The following is a 17437-nucleotide window of genomic DNA, read 5'->3' on the forward strand; positions in this document are numbered from 1 at the left end:
AATGGCAGGTACTTAGATTTCGCTGACTTTCGTTAAAACGAAATAATTTCCACATCAATTTAGCAAATTTAAATAAAACATAGTTTAATTTTAGGATTATACTGACTTTTTATCAACCCTATCATCCTAGTATTTCGTTAGCAGTCTAACAGCTTTACCTATGCATAAACACCTAACCCTTAGGCACATTCCTGCGTTAACCGGTCTTCGAGCCTGGGCTTTTGGTTTAGTACTGCTTGATCACTGGGTACCTATTTTTCACCACGTGTTGATGGCTGGAAACGGGGGCGTTTCATTATTTCTGGTACTAAGCGGATTTTTAATCAGTCGACTCCTAATCGAGTCAAAATTGACTAATACCAGCTTTAACGATTATCTGTTGCACTTTTACCGCCGACGGGCTCAGCGAATTTTTCCGCTTTATTTTCTGACCCTATTAATCCTGTTGTTAGCAGGAAATGACGTAGTGCGTCAGAAGTGGGTTTATTTTTTCACGTTTACGGCAAACTACTACTTAATTAACAACCCTAATTCGCTCCTAGACCACTTCTGGTCGTTATCTGCTGAAGAACAACTTTATATTTTCATTCCACTTTTAATCTGGTTGTGTCCCCTCAATCGGTTGCCAGTACTGGCCCTCCTCCTTATCAGTTGCAGCTGTGTATTTCGGGGGGGCGCTTATTACTGGAAAGGTGAACCCAGTTGGTGGCCATTCAGCTACGAGTCCGTTCTGGGATGTTTAGATTGTTACGGCATTGGCTTATTGGTTGCTTATCTACAACTAATCAAACCACAGTGGGCAAGCCAGTTTTTTTCCTCGGCACTTGTTCTCAGAACCCTGTTTTTACTCTGGTTAACGGTGCTCCTGCTGGGAATTTACTGGGAAGTGAGTGGATTTGGGGCTTATTGCAATCCCGTCACGGCAGTGAGTGTGCGGCTGGCGGTTGCGCTCTTCGGCGGTTACCTGATCGGGTACTGTCATCAGAGTTTAGGTCGCTGGGGGGGATATCTGTTGTTAAACCCAGTTTTTCAATATTTGGGGTCGATCAGCTACGGACTTTATATAGTTCACAATCTAATTTATAACGCGCATATGTCCGTAATATACCCGACGCGTTACGCCTGGAGCGAGATTGAGCAGCTTCTTTTTTCCAGTAATTCGACGACCATTATACAGCATCATACCCTTGAACTAACTTTTTACTTTCTGTTGACTGTCTGTCTGGCTAGTATAGCTTGGTATGCCCTAGAAAAGCCGCTCCTTAATCGTTATACAACAAAACCTAAACCGTCCCTTATTTTGTCCTCTAGGCAATAAAAATCAGTTCACTATCTAAATTCTATTTAGTAAGTTGTTTCCACTCAAATCAACTTATAAACGCTAGCTGTTATGATGACTCGAAGCGAAAAACAATTTATTGGTTTCATGTTGCTAACCACCGCTTTCAATGGGTGGTCTTGGCTCGTGCTAAAAGCCCCCCTTACGCTCCTTTCCCATGTGAACCAAACTGCTTACATGAGCAAACAGGGCTGGATTCAAGGTCACTCTCTATTGGGTATGATTCAACAGCTGGTTAATCACCTGGTCATCCTTTCGGAGATTGGGGCGGTTGTCCTTATCGGGATCTGCTTTCTCTGGCTGGCTTACCAGTCTATATACTTCCCTGGTTCATTACCGATCAGAAATCAAACCGGGTGTAGTTCCAAATAGGCAACTGTTTGTTAAATTGTTCACCCGCTTGATCGCTTCCTGATGGGTATCTGTTTTATCCTTTATTCTGTTTCTTACCACTACAAACGTATGAAACTGAGAAGTTCGGACGACCAACGTATCAATTTAAGGTAGTATAAAAAAAGGAAACCAGATCTGGTTTCCTTTTTTAGTAATGAAGCGGGTTACATCAGCGCGTGAACCGGTAAGGTTCGAAATCGACAAAATCAGTTGCTTTCACGTCAACGCTCACGCCTTTACCATTTTGGGTACTAAATAAAGCAGGTGCTATGCCAAAACGGGGGTTAGAAAATGTAATCCGGAATTCATCCTTATCCATATAATCAAGTCTGGCCGTTAAATCTGGATGATGTTGAAAATGAATCAGTAAGCCATTTTTCGATTTGCTTTCGGTGGCTACTTCTATCCTTATCGTTCCATAAAGTGGATTTCGGTAAGTTCCAGTATAAGCCGATAGCGGTATTGGGGGTTGATTATTTTTAGCGACTCTAGTTTCCAGTTCTTTTATATCCTGGCTTTGCTTTTTATCCCGACGGAGGCTTCGTTCATAGAAGTAGGCATTCTTGTCCTCATAGGGCGCTTTTGCATAAGCATCCAGGATTTGAAAGCGTAGTGATTCGTGAAAATTACTGTTATCCTGATTTATTAAAACGACGATTCCCAGTTTTCGGGATGGCACAAAGGTTGTATTGGTATGAAAGCCAAAGGCTCCTCCAGCATGAGAATAGACGTCCATATGCTGATAGTCAAACAAGCCAATACCCAGACAATAAAATTCATAGGTAAAGGGCGCTATTGGGTGTTTTTTGTACGTAATAATTGTACTAGCCCGGCGGGTAGCCTCAAGAACGGAGTAGGGTAAGATACGTTTTCCTTCATAGCGACCCGAGTCCAGCTGCATGATTAACCACTTGCTGATATCGTTGACTGATGAGACCATTCCTCCGGCAGGCCCCAGATTGTCAAGATTGTCAAAGGCTACCTGCATTAGCTCCCCCCCACTTGTACAGCAGTTTGTATAGCCGTAAGCAATATTTTTTTGCTTGGCATAATTGGCCGTTAAGAGGTAAGTATTAGCCATTCCTAACGGTTTGAGTATAGTCTGGTCAACGTATGAATTCCAGGACTGCCCCGTCACCTTAGGAATGACTAACCCCGCTGTTACAAAGCCGGCATTGGAATAACTATAATCCTGTCGAAACTGGCCCGCTGGTTTCACTAATCGCAGATTCTTCATGACGTCCTGCATGGTATAATCTGAATTCCAGTAGACAAAATCTCCTTCGTACGATTTTACGCCAAGTCGGTTCGCCAGTAAATCACGAATGGTCACCATTTTTGTGGCCAGCGTATCATACAAGGCAAAATCGGGCAGGTGTTTTAGTACCTTGTCGTCGAGGGATAATTTCTTTTGATCAGCTAAGCTGGCTAGGGCGGTAGCTGTAAAAAGCTTGGTATTGGAAGCCATGTAAAAGAGCGTATTGGCATCAACCGAATCAGGTTTACCAACCTGTCTGAGGCCGTACCCTTTGGCTACAATTACCTTACCGTTTTCAACGATGGCAACGGCCAACCCCGGAATTTTGCTCGCTGCCATATTCCGTTTAATGTACGTATCGAGGCTATCCGTAACAAAAGCAGGCGTTTGGCCGAAGAGTTTGAGTTGATGGAGTAATAAAGCAAGAATCAGTCTGTAAGTTGTTTTATTCATGTGTTAAGTCAGTTTATGAGTAGAGAGGTTGTATTTGGTATGCCCTTATTAAGCGTATATACCCCTGCAAGCGGGAAGGTAACTATTTGCGTGTTCCGTTTCCCTGCAAACGGTCCTGTTCAGTCTGGGAGCCAAAAGAGCGTTCCTCCACGCTTTTGGCTTTTAAATTTCCGAGACGGTAGGTGTAGGTCAGCAAAATCTGCTGGCTTTCGTATCGATGCGCAAAATCAATTCGGTTGTTTAGGTAAACGCCATGATTTTTTATGATCGCTGTATGAAATATATCCGTAGCGGCCAGCTTAAGTGAACCTCGTTCCCCTACTGACCTTTGTACTCCGGCGTCTATATTCCATAGGGGATCGTATCGGAAATACCCGATGACGGCTCTGGTTCGACCAATGAAATTAAGATTTGCCGTAAAATACTTTGTTTTAAATGTATTAAAAATCCTAAGAATGGCCGTTGATTGACTTGTATAGACATCAATATCATTGTAATTAGAATAATAGCGCGTGTTATGCGCCGTTACTGCGGCTTGCAACTGCCAACCAGTTTTGATAGTAAATGGGTAAGAAAGCGTCATTGACCAGCGGCGCTCCCAGGCAAAGTTTATGTTCGTATTTAATGTAGTGGCTTGGATTGAATCAATTCGATAAACGACTTCAGTAATTCTGTTTTGCGTTTCATAGTGCAGTAGGGTTAAACTCAAGCGTTTAGGAGTTGTCAGCGTAGTTTGAACGGTTGTCGTGTACTGCGGGATTAACAGTGGATTGCCCGTATAAAGGGTTAGGGGATCGAAATAGAGGTAAGCAGGATTAAGTAAGTCAAAGGCCGGGCGGACGATACGACGATTCGCGGATACGCTTATACCATATTCGCTCTTACTTCGATAATTTAGAGATAAGGAGGGAAATAGGTTGGTATAATTTCGGGAAACGGCTTCGTTACTTGTTGAACGGCCATCATAGCTAGTGTGCTCAAGCCGTAATCCGGCTGAAACATTGACTTTCTTTACGCTGAACGACAGATTACTGTAAGCCGAGCTGGTGTTTTCCTGGTAGTGAAACCCGTTGGCAAGTTTAGCTTTTACATCCAAAAAACCATCTGTAAGGGTATTTACAAACGGTTGATTATTCATTAAAATCGTGCTGTATTTTACGCCCGTTTCAAAACTGCCTTTTTTCATGAAGGAAGATTGATAGTCGATTTTAGCCGTTTTAATGGTGACCCGGTTTGGATAGTTTATATTAAATAATTCGGTAGACGGTACGTTATTTTCCCGCTCATTAAACAGAGCGATAGATCGGTACTTGTCATCATAGCTGGCAATATCAATATCACCCGTCAGCAACCTGGTGCTGGTAAAGTTGGTACGAAAATTAAGGTTAGCCGCCAGATTCCACGTTTTTTGCTGCAATTGGTTCTGTGCATCGATATGCATTAGGGGCGCGTTTGGCGAGGAGAGCCGGTAATCGAGCGATGCTACCGGATTTTGCGTTTCGTTATTGTGGGATCCTTGAAGCACGCTGCCAATCACCGTATTTTTACTAACCGTCCAATCCAGGCTGGTCCGTAGTAGTTGACCAAAGCGATCCACGTAATTAAACTGACTGCCCGATGAATAGCCATCCGCTCTATTGGCGTTAAACAGCGTCTGCTGCCGTTGCCAGCTGTAATAGGTCGGTTGATAATTCGGGGCAAAAAATAAAGCGGCTTGAAGCTTTTTGGTCTGTAAACCAAGGGAAAGTGATGCGTTACTTTTTACATAGCGGCCGGCTCCCCCGGTCACACTAAGTTCTCCCGTTAATCCTTCCTTGATCATATTCTTGGTTTGGATCAGGATAACACCAGCGCCAGCTGCGTCGTACTTTGCCGGTGGAGATGTCAATATTTCAATTTTTACTACGTTAGCCGCGGGTAACGTTTGAAGGTAAGCTATACTCTCGCTGGGTGTCGAATAGAGTTGCTTTCCATTTACATACAGCACTAATCCCGTTTTGCCGTCTAAGCTAATGGACTTGGAAATAGGGTCTATCGTCAGACGGGGAGCTGCTCCCAGCGCATCAAATGTGTTCCGACCGGCATAAGCGGGATTATCTTCCAGATTTACGAGTATACGGTCTCCGTTTAATTCAAATAGTGGCTTTTTAACTTTGATGGTAACTTCACTTAGCGAAACAGACTTGGGTTGTAACGTTACATTCATCGGAACGGGGGCTACCGAATCGGACCTTATAAGGAGTTGCTGCAGGGGTAAAAAACTGAGGTGTGAAATGATGAGCTGGAGCGTGTCCTGTGTGCTGTAACGAATACTAAAGGCCCCTCTCTCGTCTGAGAACGTTGCTTTAACCAGGCTGGAATCTTTTTTTAAAAGGGTTACTAACGCATTCGATACGAACTCACCCTGCATGTTTTTTAAAGTGCCATATAGTATCTTTACTGGCACAATTGTAGTATCGGTTGCATCCCCTGTTTTTTGTGCATTAACACGACAAACCGACACACTCATCAGCAGAATGAAGATGATGAGGTCTAATTGGCGTGTTCGGCTTAATTTAAAATTTATCATATTAATTTATGCTGCATTTCAACTTTAAAACTACTACAAAATTGTTATTTTCGGATGGGCCTCAGGTTTACCTGCCCAAAAGAGCCTGGAACTGGCTGCGAATTGTCTGCCATATCATCTTCTGGGTTTACAATTTTTCAACATCCTTTTTTGCCTTTAAAAAACAGCTACAGCCTTCACCGGACGAGCCTGCATCGACAAACCTGTTAGTGTTTGTTGCGGGCGTCCACATGGTAAGTACGCTATTAGCTTTTTACATAGTAGGTTATAGAGTTGTTCCGTCATTTATGAGGTCCTTACTGGCTTTACGGTGGAAAAATGAAATTTTACTCGCCAATGTGGCCTATGTGGCAGGTTGCTGGTTTACCATGCTATGCCTGTTTAACATCATGGATTACTGGTCATTTGACTACGCTTTTCATCATTTTACGCCCCCTCCCCCCTACGTAACGCGTGTATGGACGTTTTTGGAGAAGACGGGACCAATCGGCTGGCTGACAGAAATCGTCAAGGGCGAATTTTTTATTTATACGGTTGTTTCGGGCTTTAACGTGTCTTACGTGTTGTTACCACTGCTTCTCCGTATCATTCGGTTATCCATCGCTTATGGCTATGATGGAATTTCAGCAACAGAAAAAAATAAGATGCTGATCGCGGACCAACTACAGGTAGTGCAGGTAAATCAGCAATTGCTGGAAGATCAGTTCAAAACGCTCAAGGAGCAAATCAATCCGCATTTTCTGTTTAATGTCTTTAATAATATATACGCACAGATTCACTCAACCAATAAGCGTGCGGCTTCGTTACTAGGAAATTTATCGAAGTTAATGCGCTATACACTCTACGAAACAAGTGATCTTTTTGTGCCCCTTTCAGGCGAGTTAACGTTTATTCGTAATTACATAGATATTGAAAAAACGCGTATTTTCTCACCAGAGCGCATAGAACTTACCCTCGAAGGCAATCCAAGCAATTATTTAGTGCCCCCCCTGTTGTTGATCACCTTTATTGAAAATGCGTTTAAACACGGCATCGATAACAGCTATTCGGAAGGTTGGGTGCGCATTAAAATAAGCATTAACGAACATAAGGATTGCCTTGAAGCGGAAGTAACAAATTACGTCGCCAGCGATGAGCCTGCGGATGGGTTGCCGGCAGTTAAACAACTACCTAAAGTAGGAGGGCTTGGTTTGAAGAATGCCAGAAAGCGCATGGATTATCTTTTTAAGGATAAATACACATTACTGGTTAGTGAGCCGCAAAATGAGTATCATCTTCAATTAAGTATCCCTTTAAACCGGGCTTAAATATATGAACATCGTCCCTAAGATTAAATGTCTGATAGTAGAAAATGAGCCGTCTGCCCAGGAATTGATGCTGGATTTTGTTGAGTCAACGCCAAGCCTGACGCTGGTTGGTGTAGCGTCGAACGCTCAGGAAGCGAATCAGTTATGCGTGACAAAGAAGCCTGACTTACTGCTGCTTGACGTACAAATGCCCCGGTTTTCAGGTTTTGACTTACTGGAAATGCTTCCCAAGCCCGTTCCGCTGGTAATTATAACGACGGCCTATAAAAAGTACGAGTATGCAATCAAAGGCATTAAATTCGCCGTTGTCGATTACCTAACCAAACCGTTCGATTACAAAGAGTTTTCGGATGCTGTTCAAAAGGTAGAGCTGCAGATGGGTGTTAAACGATCCGATTTTGATGCCGGCATCCAGGAATCCCACATTGAGAAGTCTTCGCGGATTTTAACCGTCAAAGTGGATCGGGTTGATAAAGACATTCCCATTGAATCAATCATTTATTTAGAATCAGCCGATAATTACGTAAAAATTCACCTCCTGAATGCAGCCAAGAATAGCCTTATAACTAAAGTCACGATGAAGGAGCTTGCCTCCTTGCTTGGTAATACAGAGTTTGTGCAAATCAATCGTAGTTACGTAGTCAAAATCAACCAGGTTAAAAAAGTTACCTCAACTAGTGTCAGATTGGCTTCAGGTCATGACTTACCAATCGGTTCTAGTTACAAATCGTACATTAAAGATTTTTTCGGGTACCTGACGAGTTCGATTTGAACCTTTAATTCGCCAACTAACCAACTATTCTTCAAATTCGCCAACTTTTTAAGGTGTGCAGCATGATTTTTCTTCTACTTGCAATCAAAAAAAGCAAAGTGATTATGAAAAAAAGTCGAACTCAACCGGAAGTAGGCTTCAGACTGGTGAAGCGTCAGATTGCCAGCCGCCAAACCATACCTAAAGGCGATGGGCGAATTATTTCAGGCTCAACGATTGTCAACACAATTGCCTGAGGACGTAAGGTTGTTAGCTGATAACTGAGGAATATGGGGTTTAAGGATGGTATAAGTACTTTTCGTATGATTACCAGCAGATAGTTTGGTAACAAAAATGGAAATTTATTACTTTTACTACTGTTGAAACCTAATTCGTATTGATCCTATGGAAAAAGTAATGCCCTTTTCAGCTCAACAACTTCTTGGTAAAAAGAAGCTTAATTCAAGGATGACCCGCATTAAGGGCTGCAATAATCCAAAAGCAGTTGGCGGTAATTCAACGGGTAGTGTTAATACCTACGATTAAATTTGCTTAGCTTTTTTACCTACAAAAAATCCCGCTTAGTCCTCGATTAAGCGGGATTTTTTGTAGACCTTTTGCTACTTATGGACCCTGTATTTACTCACTTTGACTTTTTTTGCCTGCGGGTAGCTCAGAAGCCAATCACCTACCTACGCGAGAAGATTGATGAATTTCTGGCAACGTCACCAACGCCTGATAGCTACGTCCTGCTTGAGCCTATTTTGCAGCTATCCTGGTTTAAAGAAGCCTTATATTTGGCATCTCCTAGCTTATACACCAGTTGGTTCTCAGCCCTGGAATCAGGTAAGCAACCGGGGCAGGCGGTAGCACAAGCCCTTTGGCGGTACGTATTTAGACTCTTCAGTCGATCAACGCCCTTTGGTTTATTTGCGGGTACTGCAGTGGGCACGCTCACTACTGAATCAGTGATCAGCTTTGGCCCGACCCCCTGGCAACCTTACAGCCGGCCGGATGCATCGGTTTTAATCGGTATTGTTCACGCTTTAGACGTGCAACCTCAACTTCGTCCCTACCTGACCTATCGACTCAACAATAGTGTTTATAAAGCGGTCGATTCTTTCAGGTACGCGGAGGCTGTTTACGATGGAGATGATACCAGGATTATTTTATCTTCCGTCGAAAGCAGTCCTCAATTGGAAGGCCTATTAACCAAGCTCTCACCAACCCGATTTGATACGTACGATCAACTCCTTAAACTGGCTCAAGGTGTTGAACTATCTTCCGATATTATCGATGCATTGATTGAGGCCCAGGTATTGACTAGTAATTTACAATTGGCTGTAACGGGGCGTAATCTGCATGAATCGCTTCTGGAGCAGTTAATGCCAATAGAGCACCTGGAACAGGTTGACCAGTGGACCGGGAAGCTTCAGGCAGCCCTTCAGCGGCTTACTCCGGCGCTGACTCTTCAAAACCTGTTCAGCGCTCAGCATATGTTGGCTAAGCTAGCGATTCAAACGAATCCAGGCGCCAAAGCACCAAAATCATTGATTCAGACTGATCTTTATTTTAAACCAGCGATATTATCCTTGGATAAGTCACTGGTTCAATCGATTGCTCACCAGTTTAACGAGGTTCTTCCCTTAATTCAATCGACTATAAATCCACCTTTTCAACAATTTCAGTCTCAGTTTAAAGAACGGTACGGTCACCAAAGTGTAGCGTTGCTCGAAGTCCTGGATCCCGAGATTGGCATCGGATACAATTCTGACGAATTAGCCAAGTATCCTCTACTAACCGAACTGGCGCATGTTAACAAGAAATCGACTTTGGTAAGCACATTACCTGCTGATCTGGATGAATTCAGAAAAAGTCTGTATAAACGATATTTATTCGGGGAAAACCATGAACTACGCCTTACCAAGACGGATATAGATTGGCTTCGGGAACGTAAAGCTCCGTTGCCGTTACCACCCTGCTGGTTTGTACACGGTGAAATGTTCCGGAGCAAGGAAAAAACCATCAAAGCTGCCGGAGCGGACCCATCGTCCAATTGGTCGTTTCTGGTCAATCCTAGTATAGGCAATAGCCCTTCTTCGCTCCTGGGTCGATTCTGTTTGGGAGATCCCGAACTCTCAGACCAGGTGCACCGTATGTGCGTCTGGGAACAGGCGCAGTTTCCGAACGATATACTGGCTGAATTTGTCCATTTACCGACTAAATCAACCAGTACAGGTAACTTAATTATCCGGCCAGTGCTTCGGCCTTATGAAATACCCTACCTTAACCCTTCCTCGGTGAATGGCCCGCACACCCTGTTGCTAGCGGATTTGTACGTAAGCGTAGGGGTTGATGATCAGGTTATTCTGACGCACAAACCGACCGGAAAGCGCGTACGGCCCCGCCATAGTACCGCCCATAACTCCCTACGCGGTGATGAAGTTTACCAGTTTATGGCTCACCTGCAGCAGGCAGAAAGTAACGTGCATTTCTGGAGTTGGGGGCATTTTGAACAGATGCCCTTTTTACCCAGACTAGTGTATAAAAATCTAATTATTGCTCCCGCTCAGTGGACGCTTGACCGGATTGCCTCCTCGAAGGGTCAATCCGCTACTATTGATGATCTGCGAACGCTTTATAAACTACCTCGTTATGTTCTATTGATTGAGGGTGATAATAAACTGCTACTCGATCTGGAGTTTGTCCCCGCTCAAACTATTTTACTCGACGCATTACACAAACGAATTGTGCTTCTCTACGAATGGCTGGGTGATCAATTGGAACAGTGGGTAAGCGAGGGGAATAACCGGTATGAATCTGAATTTATTATTCCTTTTCGAACGGCAAATAGTCCTGTCAACTCTAGCAAATTACCCCAGCTTACGGCCATTAGACGCAATTACTTTCCTGGGCAAAAATGGTTCTATGTCAAAGTATACTGTCAGGAACTAGCCAGTGATGAAGTGCTCTTGAAAGCGATCTTGCCCTTTTGGGAACAAGTTCAACGGCAGGGTTGGAGTTCACAATTGTTTTTTATCCGCTATACCGATCCTGGGTACCATCTCCGGATTCGGCTTTTATGTGATCCGGCTAAGACAGATGCGATCTTTAAGCTTCTCCCCGGCTGTCTTTCACCCTTTTTGGATTCTGGGCTAATTGAACGGTACCAGATTGATACCTATCAACGAGAACTTGAACGGTATAACCCGGATTTGATAACTTATAGCGAGGCCATTTTTGCGGCAGATAGTCAACTGATGCTCCAGTTTCTGCAGCAAACAGAACAACCCGATGAACTCGAACGCTACACGTTAGCGATGAGTAGTATTGATCAGTTATACGCCGATTTTGGCCTGTCGATGGAACTTCGGGGATTTCTAAGCACTAAACTGCAACAGGCATTTTGGCAGGAACACGGCTCAGTCAAAGAAGTTAAACGTAAACTTAATGATACCTACCGATCCTGGGAAGCTTCGCTAATTGAGGGGATGCGCGATTTGGCACCTCTGTTTCATACACGGAGCGGCAGCATTCACAACCAGGTAACTTACGTTCAGACCTATTTTGAGAGTCGACCGGATCCTAATGCGCTGTGGGACTGGTTAATGCACCATAATCACATGAGTTTAACCCGAATATTTACGGGTCAAAACCGACAGCATGAAATGGTGACCTACCATTTCTTAGCTCGGTATTATGCCGCAACGTTAGCGAAACAAAAATTGGTTTTTGCGAAGTAATTTATTGCCATATTTAGTAGGCAATAAATTGGTAATCAATTCATTGCGGCCTGCATAAGTCATCTAAAATAGGCTAAAGATCTGCTTATTCAGTCTAGAACCTTTGGCTTTTACCAGTATTTTGTACGTGACAGAATCAATTTCACCCCCGCAAAACCCCGTTTTGAATCGAAATTCACCCCCCGGCCAACTTTTATCGTAGTTGGCCCACTTTATTTCTGCTATTTCTTTTTTCATAGCAACTTAGGGCTGTAAAACTTACTTTCGGTAACCTATAAATGACCCGAGTCATGTCTCTTTATCCTTCCGTTATCCCTAAAAGTGAATCACAGCTTCATGATCAATTTTTGACGTATCAGCGCCTGTCTTCTGTCATTGCTGATTCACAGCTGCAAATTCTGTTTGAATACGCGCAAGAACGTCTGAATGGGTTACGACTAACAAATCGTTTGAGTTCGCTTCAGGCCATTCTGCTTCGAAGCGGCTTGCAGATTTTTCGTATTGAGATGGAACTGGCCAGCCAGGATGATTCTGGCGAGGCTCTTCCTGGCTATGACTTAATCAATTTAGAATGTTGCGATGATTTAGTTCTGGAAACAATAGCGACTGAAATCAGTAGCGCTAAACACATTGTGAATCAGTGTGGCCAGGAAAAACTACTGGCTAGCTACGAAGTCACAATACTACTTTGTGCTTTAGAATTACTAAGTGCTCAACTGGAAAAGTTCGGAGATGGTAGACTTGATAGCGTACAGGAACAATAAGAACTTAATTAATATTGCCTAGAATGAATATACCCGCGCACTACTACAGCGCGGGTATATTTTTTGGTTTTATTGGCAAACAAGTTTACTAAAATTAGATAATGTAAGGAGTTAGCAGTTCAGGCCCATGGTGGCTGATTGCTTCAACAGATTCATTTTGTTGCACCTTCTTACGCTCTTTCTCCGCCATTAGAAATTGGTATCGATCAAGAATGGTAGCCTGCTTGTTGTAGTGAATGGCTAACTCCAGCAGATCTGCTATCCGGTTTCGTACTGAGGCCAATAAACAGGCCTCTGCTGGCGTGGGCATCACCACGGGCCAACCTTTTTCGTAAAGCAGATGACCTGGTATTGCCGCCTCGATTCGTTGACGCTCTCGACTTTTCCGTTTTGCTTCAACCAAACCAGCCCTTTGAGGCTCCGTTAGCCAGGCGGGTTTAATATCGGCAAGCCAGTGCCCCTCTCTAAAACTGAATGACGATTCAATTTCTAAATCTACCAGTAACGAGTAAGCTACCCGATTACCGGTATACGTCGCTGCGTTGAGTAGATCCGTCTGACTCGCCAGAATACAGAAAGCGCAGGAAACCCGGCTCATACTATACTCCGTGTATGCCTCATGGATTGGGAGATTATAGCGATGATGCAGTGCCCAGACGTCCGTATGCTTCCACTCAATTATTGGATTCCAATTCATTCCAGCGGTGGGCGGACTATTACGAGGGGTACGGCTTAAATCATTACTCCAGGAGGCAACCGGTTTCTTTTGTCGCTCTCTCGACTCCTGACGGCGTATACCCGTTACGGATAAGATGGTCTGACCCGGAAAACGCGTGGTTAAGTATTGACTGATTATTGATGTTTTAAGCTCACTTGTACAAAATCGCATTCCGGAAGTGGACCAGGGTAGTAGCACCTTCACTAAGTCAATATTCGCATACCGGAGTGTATTATCCTGCCAACGTTTTTGCCAGCGATTAACCATATCACCCTGTTTCCATTGAACAACCACTAACTCCAAGCCCAGTTGCTGAGCCAGCTTTTCACAGATTTGGATTGACTGTTCCCATTCCACGCGGCCTAAATCCGAATGAATTAACAGCCGGGGCCCTTTGTGTCCCATCTGATCCAGATACTGAACCGTTGCAAGTGCAGCCGCCCCCGAATCCTTTCCTCCGCTTACGCCAATGGCAACGGGTGCATCCTGAGTAATCAGCCCTCTAACCTCGTCAGTGCAGGCAACACCAGGAAAGACATATCCCGATATATCACCACCTTTTGGGCCGATTTGGGATGAAGAAAACTCAAAGGTTTCAAATAGCTGGGTCTGACATGAACTAGGTAATTTAGCTTTCATAAGTGGGCTTGCTACTTGTATCAATTTACGCATACCCCCCCCGAATTTCCTGGCTTAAGCTGCTGTTAATGAGCACTATAACCCCCGCCCTTTCCCCTTTATCGCTTTGAATGTGTTGGTGGTGTTTAGTGTCTGTTACGTGCCGTGTGGGTGCTGAGTTTTCCGCTATGCGTTCGGGCAAGCCTAATCAGTTCAGCTACCTGGCCCGTTACGGATAAGGAGTTTTATCTACAAATCCCAGGGTAGTCAATAGATTCGTCACTTGGTTTTTTGCCTTTTTAGCGGATAATTCACGACCCGCCTATTAGAAAGCTGTAGCAGGAATTTAGCATTATCTGAGATTAAGTAAGAGGGGCTTCTTGGTACCAGCAATCGTTGACAAAAGGCTGCTGCAAGGATTTTCAAGCTCAGAATGGTTGTAGACATGAGTTGACTAGCATCTCGCCTCTGTATAGCCATTGCCATGTGATGGTGATAACCTGTAAAATTTGACAAGAATAAAATTGCCCCTTCTCTACAGCGCCATGGTAAGACTATCCACTAAAGCTATCCAACTAAATTGTCCCTACTAGCCGTAAAACCGGTAAATTGTCCCTTGAAAGCCGCCGAGTCTGTAGCAGCGTTAACTGGTTTGACTGGTTTCTTCAACCAGCACGACTCTTATAACACGGGACGGGTACTGATCATTGAAAAGGTGAAACTAGATGATCAGCAAACAGCTTCATATTGTGGTGATTGGGGCAGGGATTATGGGGACTAGCCTGGCCTACCATTTACAACGGGGCCAGGCACAAGTTACCTTACTGGATAAAACGCACACTCCAGTAGATGGGGCAACGGCCAACTCGTTCGGCTGGATTACGGTTAACCCCGACTCCCCGCAAGCCTACATCACCCTCAGACAACAAGCTATACCGGACTGGCACCGACTGGATGAGGAGTTGAAGGGACAACTCAAGCTGAACTGGTCGGGTGCGTTGACTTGGCGGGATGATCCCACTGAAACCGAGCGTATGGCAAATAGGCTCATGGAGGCTGGTTATGCGGTACGCCTGATCGATCAACCATACATTCAGCGGATGGAGCCCCATCTAAAAAAGGTGCCTTTCCGGGCCATGTGGGCAGAGGATGAAGGGGCAATAGATCCACATCTGACCTTATCCGGATTAATCACAGCCGCTCGCCAGGCGGGTGTTAGCTGTCAATTGGGGAATGAGGTCGTCAGCTTGCGGGTAAGCGGTTCCCGCCTTACAGGGGTGCTTACGGCTCATGGTATGATAAGCGCTGACATGGTTGTCTTAGCCAACGGGGTGGAGGCAACGGCCTTATGCCAGCCACTGGCCGTCCACCTGCCCCTGACCAACTCGCCCGCTATACTGGTGGGGTTCCATACTGCCCGTCCGTTTGTAAACCGGATCGTTTCTTCTCCTTCGTTAGAACTACGGGCGGCTTCTCCTGCGCTGACGCTGTGTGTTGAAGAGTATCTGGATGATTCTATCGAGAACAACCCTCAGGCGATAGCTCGACGAAGCCTGGACACCATAAAAGCCCAGTGGCATCATGCGGAGTCAGTGGCCTTAACGAGTGTTAGGGTAGGGAATCGACCCATTCCTGCGGACGGCCTCCCCATCATTGGTCGCATCAGCAGCATCGACGGACTCTACGTGTCCGTGATGCATGCCGGTGTAACGCTGGCAGCCGTGGTTGGCCGACTGATAGCCAGCGAGTTACTAAGCGATCATGAGGAAGCTCTGCTAACTTTTTATCGTCCTGGCAGATTTTCTTACTTGAGGTGAATACCTATTAGGTATGAAGGATTCCAAGCGGGGATAAGCACTACTAAATCAGGCTAATCATCGCCAACTCGCCTATTGATTGCTCGTTGCTCCTTTTTGATGGAAGGAGAATGCTAAGGTAACCGCAGTATATCAGCCAGTAAGCCCTTCCAAGAACACTGGGTAAACGAGGTTTCACTTGGTTAAGAAAGGAGCGTGGCTGTTGCACAACTCAATTAGAGTCCTGCTTGTGGTCGATAAAGGTTCGATCTGCCAAAATCATGTGTTTCTTAGTGGTCAAGATAGCGCTGATAAGAAGCTAGCAGTAACCTATTGCCGTCTGGTTGGAGTTGTGCAACAGCCACGAGCGTTATTTGAGAATTCGACATTTTCCTAGCTTACCAACTAGTTCTTAAAAAGATTAACTCATTTGTCATTGTATAGCCCAGGAGGGAGGGGCAATTCTATGCACATCCTTTTGACAAATTGACTGTTTAAAATGGCACTTTTCTTAGTCAATTTGCATAATTAATTTTATTTTGATGAACTACTCCAAGAGTTGACCGACTACTAGTCACGCTATGTCAACCGGTTTTTGAGGTGGTCCGGTTTAGCGGCACACTGAATTTGTCAGATTTGTAATGTATTCCTGCTCAAACTGCTCAGGGCTTTTATAACCCAGCGACGAATGCTTTCTCTCCCGGTTATAATAAATCTCAATGTAGTCGAAGATTTCCGTACGTGCATCCTCAATACTCAGAAAGACCCCACCCTCCAGTAATTCCGCCTTTAGGCGGCTCCATAACGACTCCGCAAAAGCATTGTCGTAAGGATCGTCGGCCACCGTGGCGCGGCCCGACTCATGCTGGGCCTAATGTGCCACAACCGGATTAACTCTTTTAACGCTGCAGATACATATTGGCCCCCTCGATCTGAATGGGTAATCAGGCCCACGGTAGGCTGGCGTAACTGCAAGGCACGACGTAATGGGAGCACAACCAATTCATCCGCTCCGGCCTTTAGGTTTGAGGGCCGGTAAGAAACCAAGATTTAGGTAGCTTGCCAGACAGACAACCGAGCGGGCTTCCCTAGCGTCTCCGGCCAGGCTCGCAACCTATGGGCCGATTCAGGTCCCGCTCGGTCTTTCTTACTTAACCTCGACCGGGTCGCCGGAGCGATAGAAATTAGGGTGTTGTGACCCATTAGCAAGCGGGGCGCCCCGTGGCGTAGCGAGTGATGAGTAAGCGTCTGATTGTCTAATCCTAAAATTAAGTACTTCAATGGACATTCGCCACTTTATTGGTATTGATCGGGGCCGCCCGTGCGGTTTCTAAAAATACACTCGATTGGGCGGTCTATGCTAATAAAGGCATTATCTGGCAAACTCAATCTGAAAATTCACCCCCAGCTATCCGAGCCGTGATCAAACAACTCCAGGCACTCCCTGATTTTGATGGCTCAAACTGCGTGGTTTGTATGGAACACACGGGTCTTTACAACGCACATGCCTTGGACGTGTTTTTTCAGGCTCAGTTACCGATCTGGCTCGAAGCTTCTTTACATATTAAACAAGCTGGCGGACTGCAACGAGGCAAGTCAGATAGTATTGATGCTCAGCGGATTGCTGAGTACGCTTATCGCTTTCAAGACCGGACTCGGCTCTGGAAGCCTGCTCGACCCGTCATGAAAAAGCTGTGGGACCGCCCATGCGGCTGAATTTACTCGACT

14 protein-coding genes are annotated in these 17437 nt (G+C 45.0%); 10 read left to right on the forward strand and 4 right to left on the reverse strand.

Annotated elements, in window-relative coordinates; translation table 11 throughout:
- Positions 1–160 precede the first annotated feature (160 nt).
- Positions 161–1318 (forward strand): acyltransferase family protein, encoded by a 1158-nt coding sequence (locus CWM47_RS31790; RefSeq protein WP_100992581.1) that lies wholly within the window; start codon positions 161–163, stop codon positions 1316–1318.
- Positions 1319–1390: 72 nt separating this feature from the next.
- Positions 1391–1711 (forward strand): hypothetical protein, encoded by a 321-nt coding sequence (locus CWM47_RS31795; RefSeq protein WP_100992582.1) that lies wholly within the window; start codon positions 1391–1393, stop codon positions 1709–1711.
- A 190-nt stretch (positions 1712–1901) separates the two neighbouring features.
- Here CWM47_RS31795 and CWM47_RS31800 read toward each other — a convergent pair whose 3' ends face one another.
- Together CWM47_RS31800 and CWM47_RS31805 are read right to left on the reverse strand one after the other, a co-directional pair.
- Positions 1902–3443, reverse strand: coding sequence for a serine hydrolase (locus CWM47_RS31800; protein ID WP_100992583.1), 1542 nt, complete (start codon positions 3441–3443; stop codon positions 1902–1904).
- 82 nt (positions 3444–3525) lie between these two features.
- Entirely contained in the window at positions 3526–6012 is a 2487-nt protein-coding gene (locus tag CWM47_RS31805) for an outer membrane beta-barrel family protein (RefSeq protein ID WP_100992584.1), read from the reverse strand.
- Positions 6013–6299: 287 nt separating this feature from the next.
- Between CWM47_RS31805 and CWM47_RS31810 the strand changes: the two genes are divergently transcribed.
- The 6 genes from CWM47_RS31810 to CWM47_RS31825 all read left to right on the forward strand — a co-directional run bounded on the left by CWM47_RS31810 (position 6300) and on the right by CWM47_RS31825 (position 12577).
- Positions 6300–7319, forward strand: a complete 1020-nt coding sequence (locus tag CWM47_RS31810) for a sensor histidine kinase (RefSeq protein ID WP_157816106.1) — start codon at positions 6300–6302, stop codon at positions 7317–7319.
- A gap of 4 nt (positions 7320–7323) precedes the next feature.
- On the forward strand, positions 7324–8091 hold the full coding sequence (locus CWM47_RS31815) for a LytR/AlgR family response regulator transcription factor (protein WP_100992586.1): 768 nt from the start codon (positions 7324–7326) through the stop codon (positions 8089–8091).
- Positions 8092–8195: 104 nt separating this feature from the next.
- A complete protein-coding gene (locus CWM47_RS39865; RefSeq protein ID WP_262511984.1) occupies positions 8196–8327 on the forward strand; it encodes a hypothetical protein in 132 nt (43 codons plus the stop codon).
- A 148-nt stretch (positions 8328–8475) separates the two neighbouring features.
- A complete protein-coding gene (locus tag CWM47_RS38405; protein WP_157627111.1) occupies positions 8476–8616 on the forward strand; it encodes a hypothetical protein in 141 nt (46 codons plus the stop codon).
- Positions 8617–8696: 80 nt separating this feature from the next.
- Positions 8697–11813, forward strand: a complete 3117-nt coding sequence (locus CWM47_RS31820) for a lantibiotic dehydratase (RefSeq protein WP_100992587.1) — start codon at positions 8697–8699, stop codon at positions 11811–11813.
- Between the two features lie 290 nt (positions 11814–12103).
- On the forward strand, positions 12104–12577 hold the full coding sequence (locus CWM47_RS31825) for a hypothetical protein (protein ID WP_100992588.1): 474 nt from the start codon (positions 12104–12106) through the stop codon (positions 12575–12577).
- A gap of 94 nt (positions 12578–12671) precedes the next feature.
- Here CWM47_RS31825 and CWM47_RS31830 read toward each other — a convergent pair whose 3' ends face one another.
- On the reverse strand, positions 12672–13934 hold the full coding sequence (locus CWM47_RS31830) for a phosphoadenosine phosphosulfate reductase domain-containing protein (protein ID WP_240625550.1): 1263 nt from the start codon (positions 13932–13934) through the stop codon (positions 12672–12674).
- 704 nt (positions 13935–14638) lie between these two features.
- On the opposite strand from CWM47_RS31830, the gene CWM47_RS31835 reads away from it, so the two are divergent.
- Positions 14639–15730, forward strand: coding sequence for an NAD(P)/FAD-dependent oxidoreductase (locus CWM47_RS31835; RefSeq protein ID WP_100992589.1), 1092 nt, complete (start codon positions 14639–14641; stop codon positions 15728–15730).
- Between the two features lie 589 nt (positions 15731–16319).
- Here CWM47_RS31835 and CWM47_RS31840 read toward each other — a convergent pair.
- The gene (locus tag CWM47_RS31840) at positions 16320–16553 is read right to left on the reverse strand and encodes an integrase core domain-containing protein (RefSeq protein WP_100992590.1); all 234 of its coding nucleotides are present in this window, start codon (positions 16551–16553) and stop codon (positions 16320–16322) included.
- Positions 16554–17014: 461 nt separating this feature from the next.
- Between CWM47_RS31840 and CWM47_RS31845 the strand changes: the two genes are divergently transcribed.
- A complete protein-coding gene (locus tag CWM47_RS31845) occupies positions 17015–17425 on the forward strand; it encodes an IS110 family transposase (RefSeq protein ID WP_240625552.1) in 411 nt (136 codons plus the stop codon).
- Positions 17426–17437 lie beyond the last annotated feature (12 nt).

Origin of the sequence: Spirosoma pollinicola (genome assembly GCF_002831565.1) — a bacterium.
Taxonomy (GTDB): Bacteria; Bacteroidota; Bacteroidia; order Cytophagales; family Spirosomataceae; genus Spirosoma; species Spirosoma pollinicola.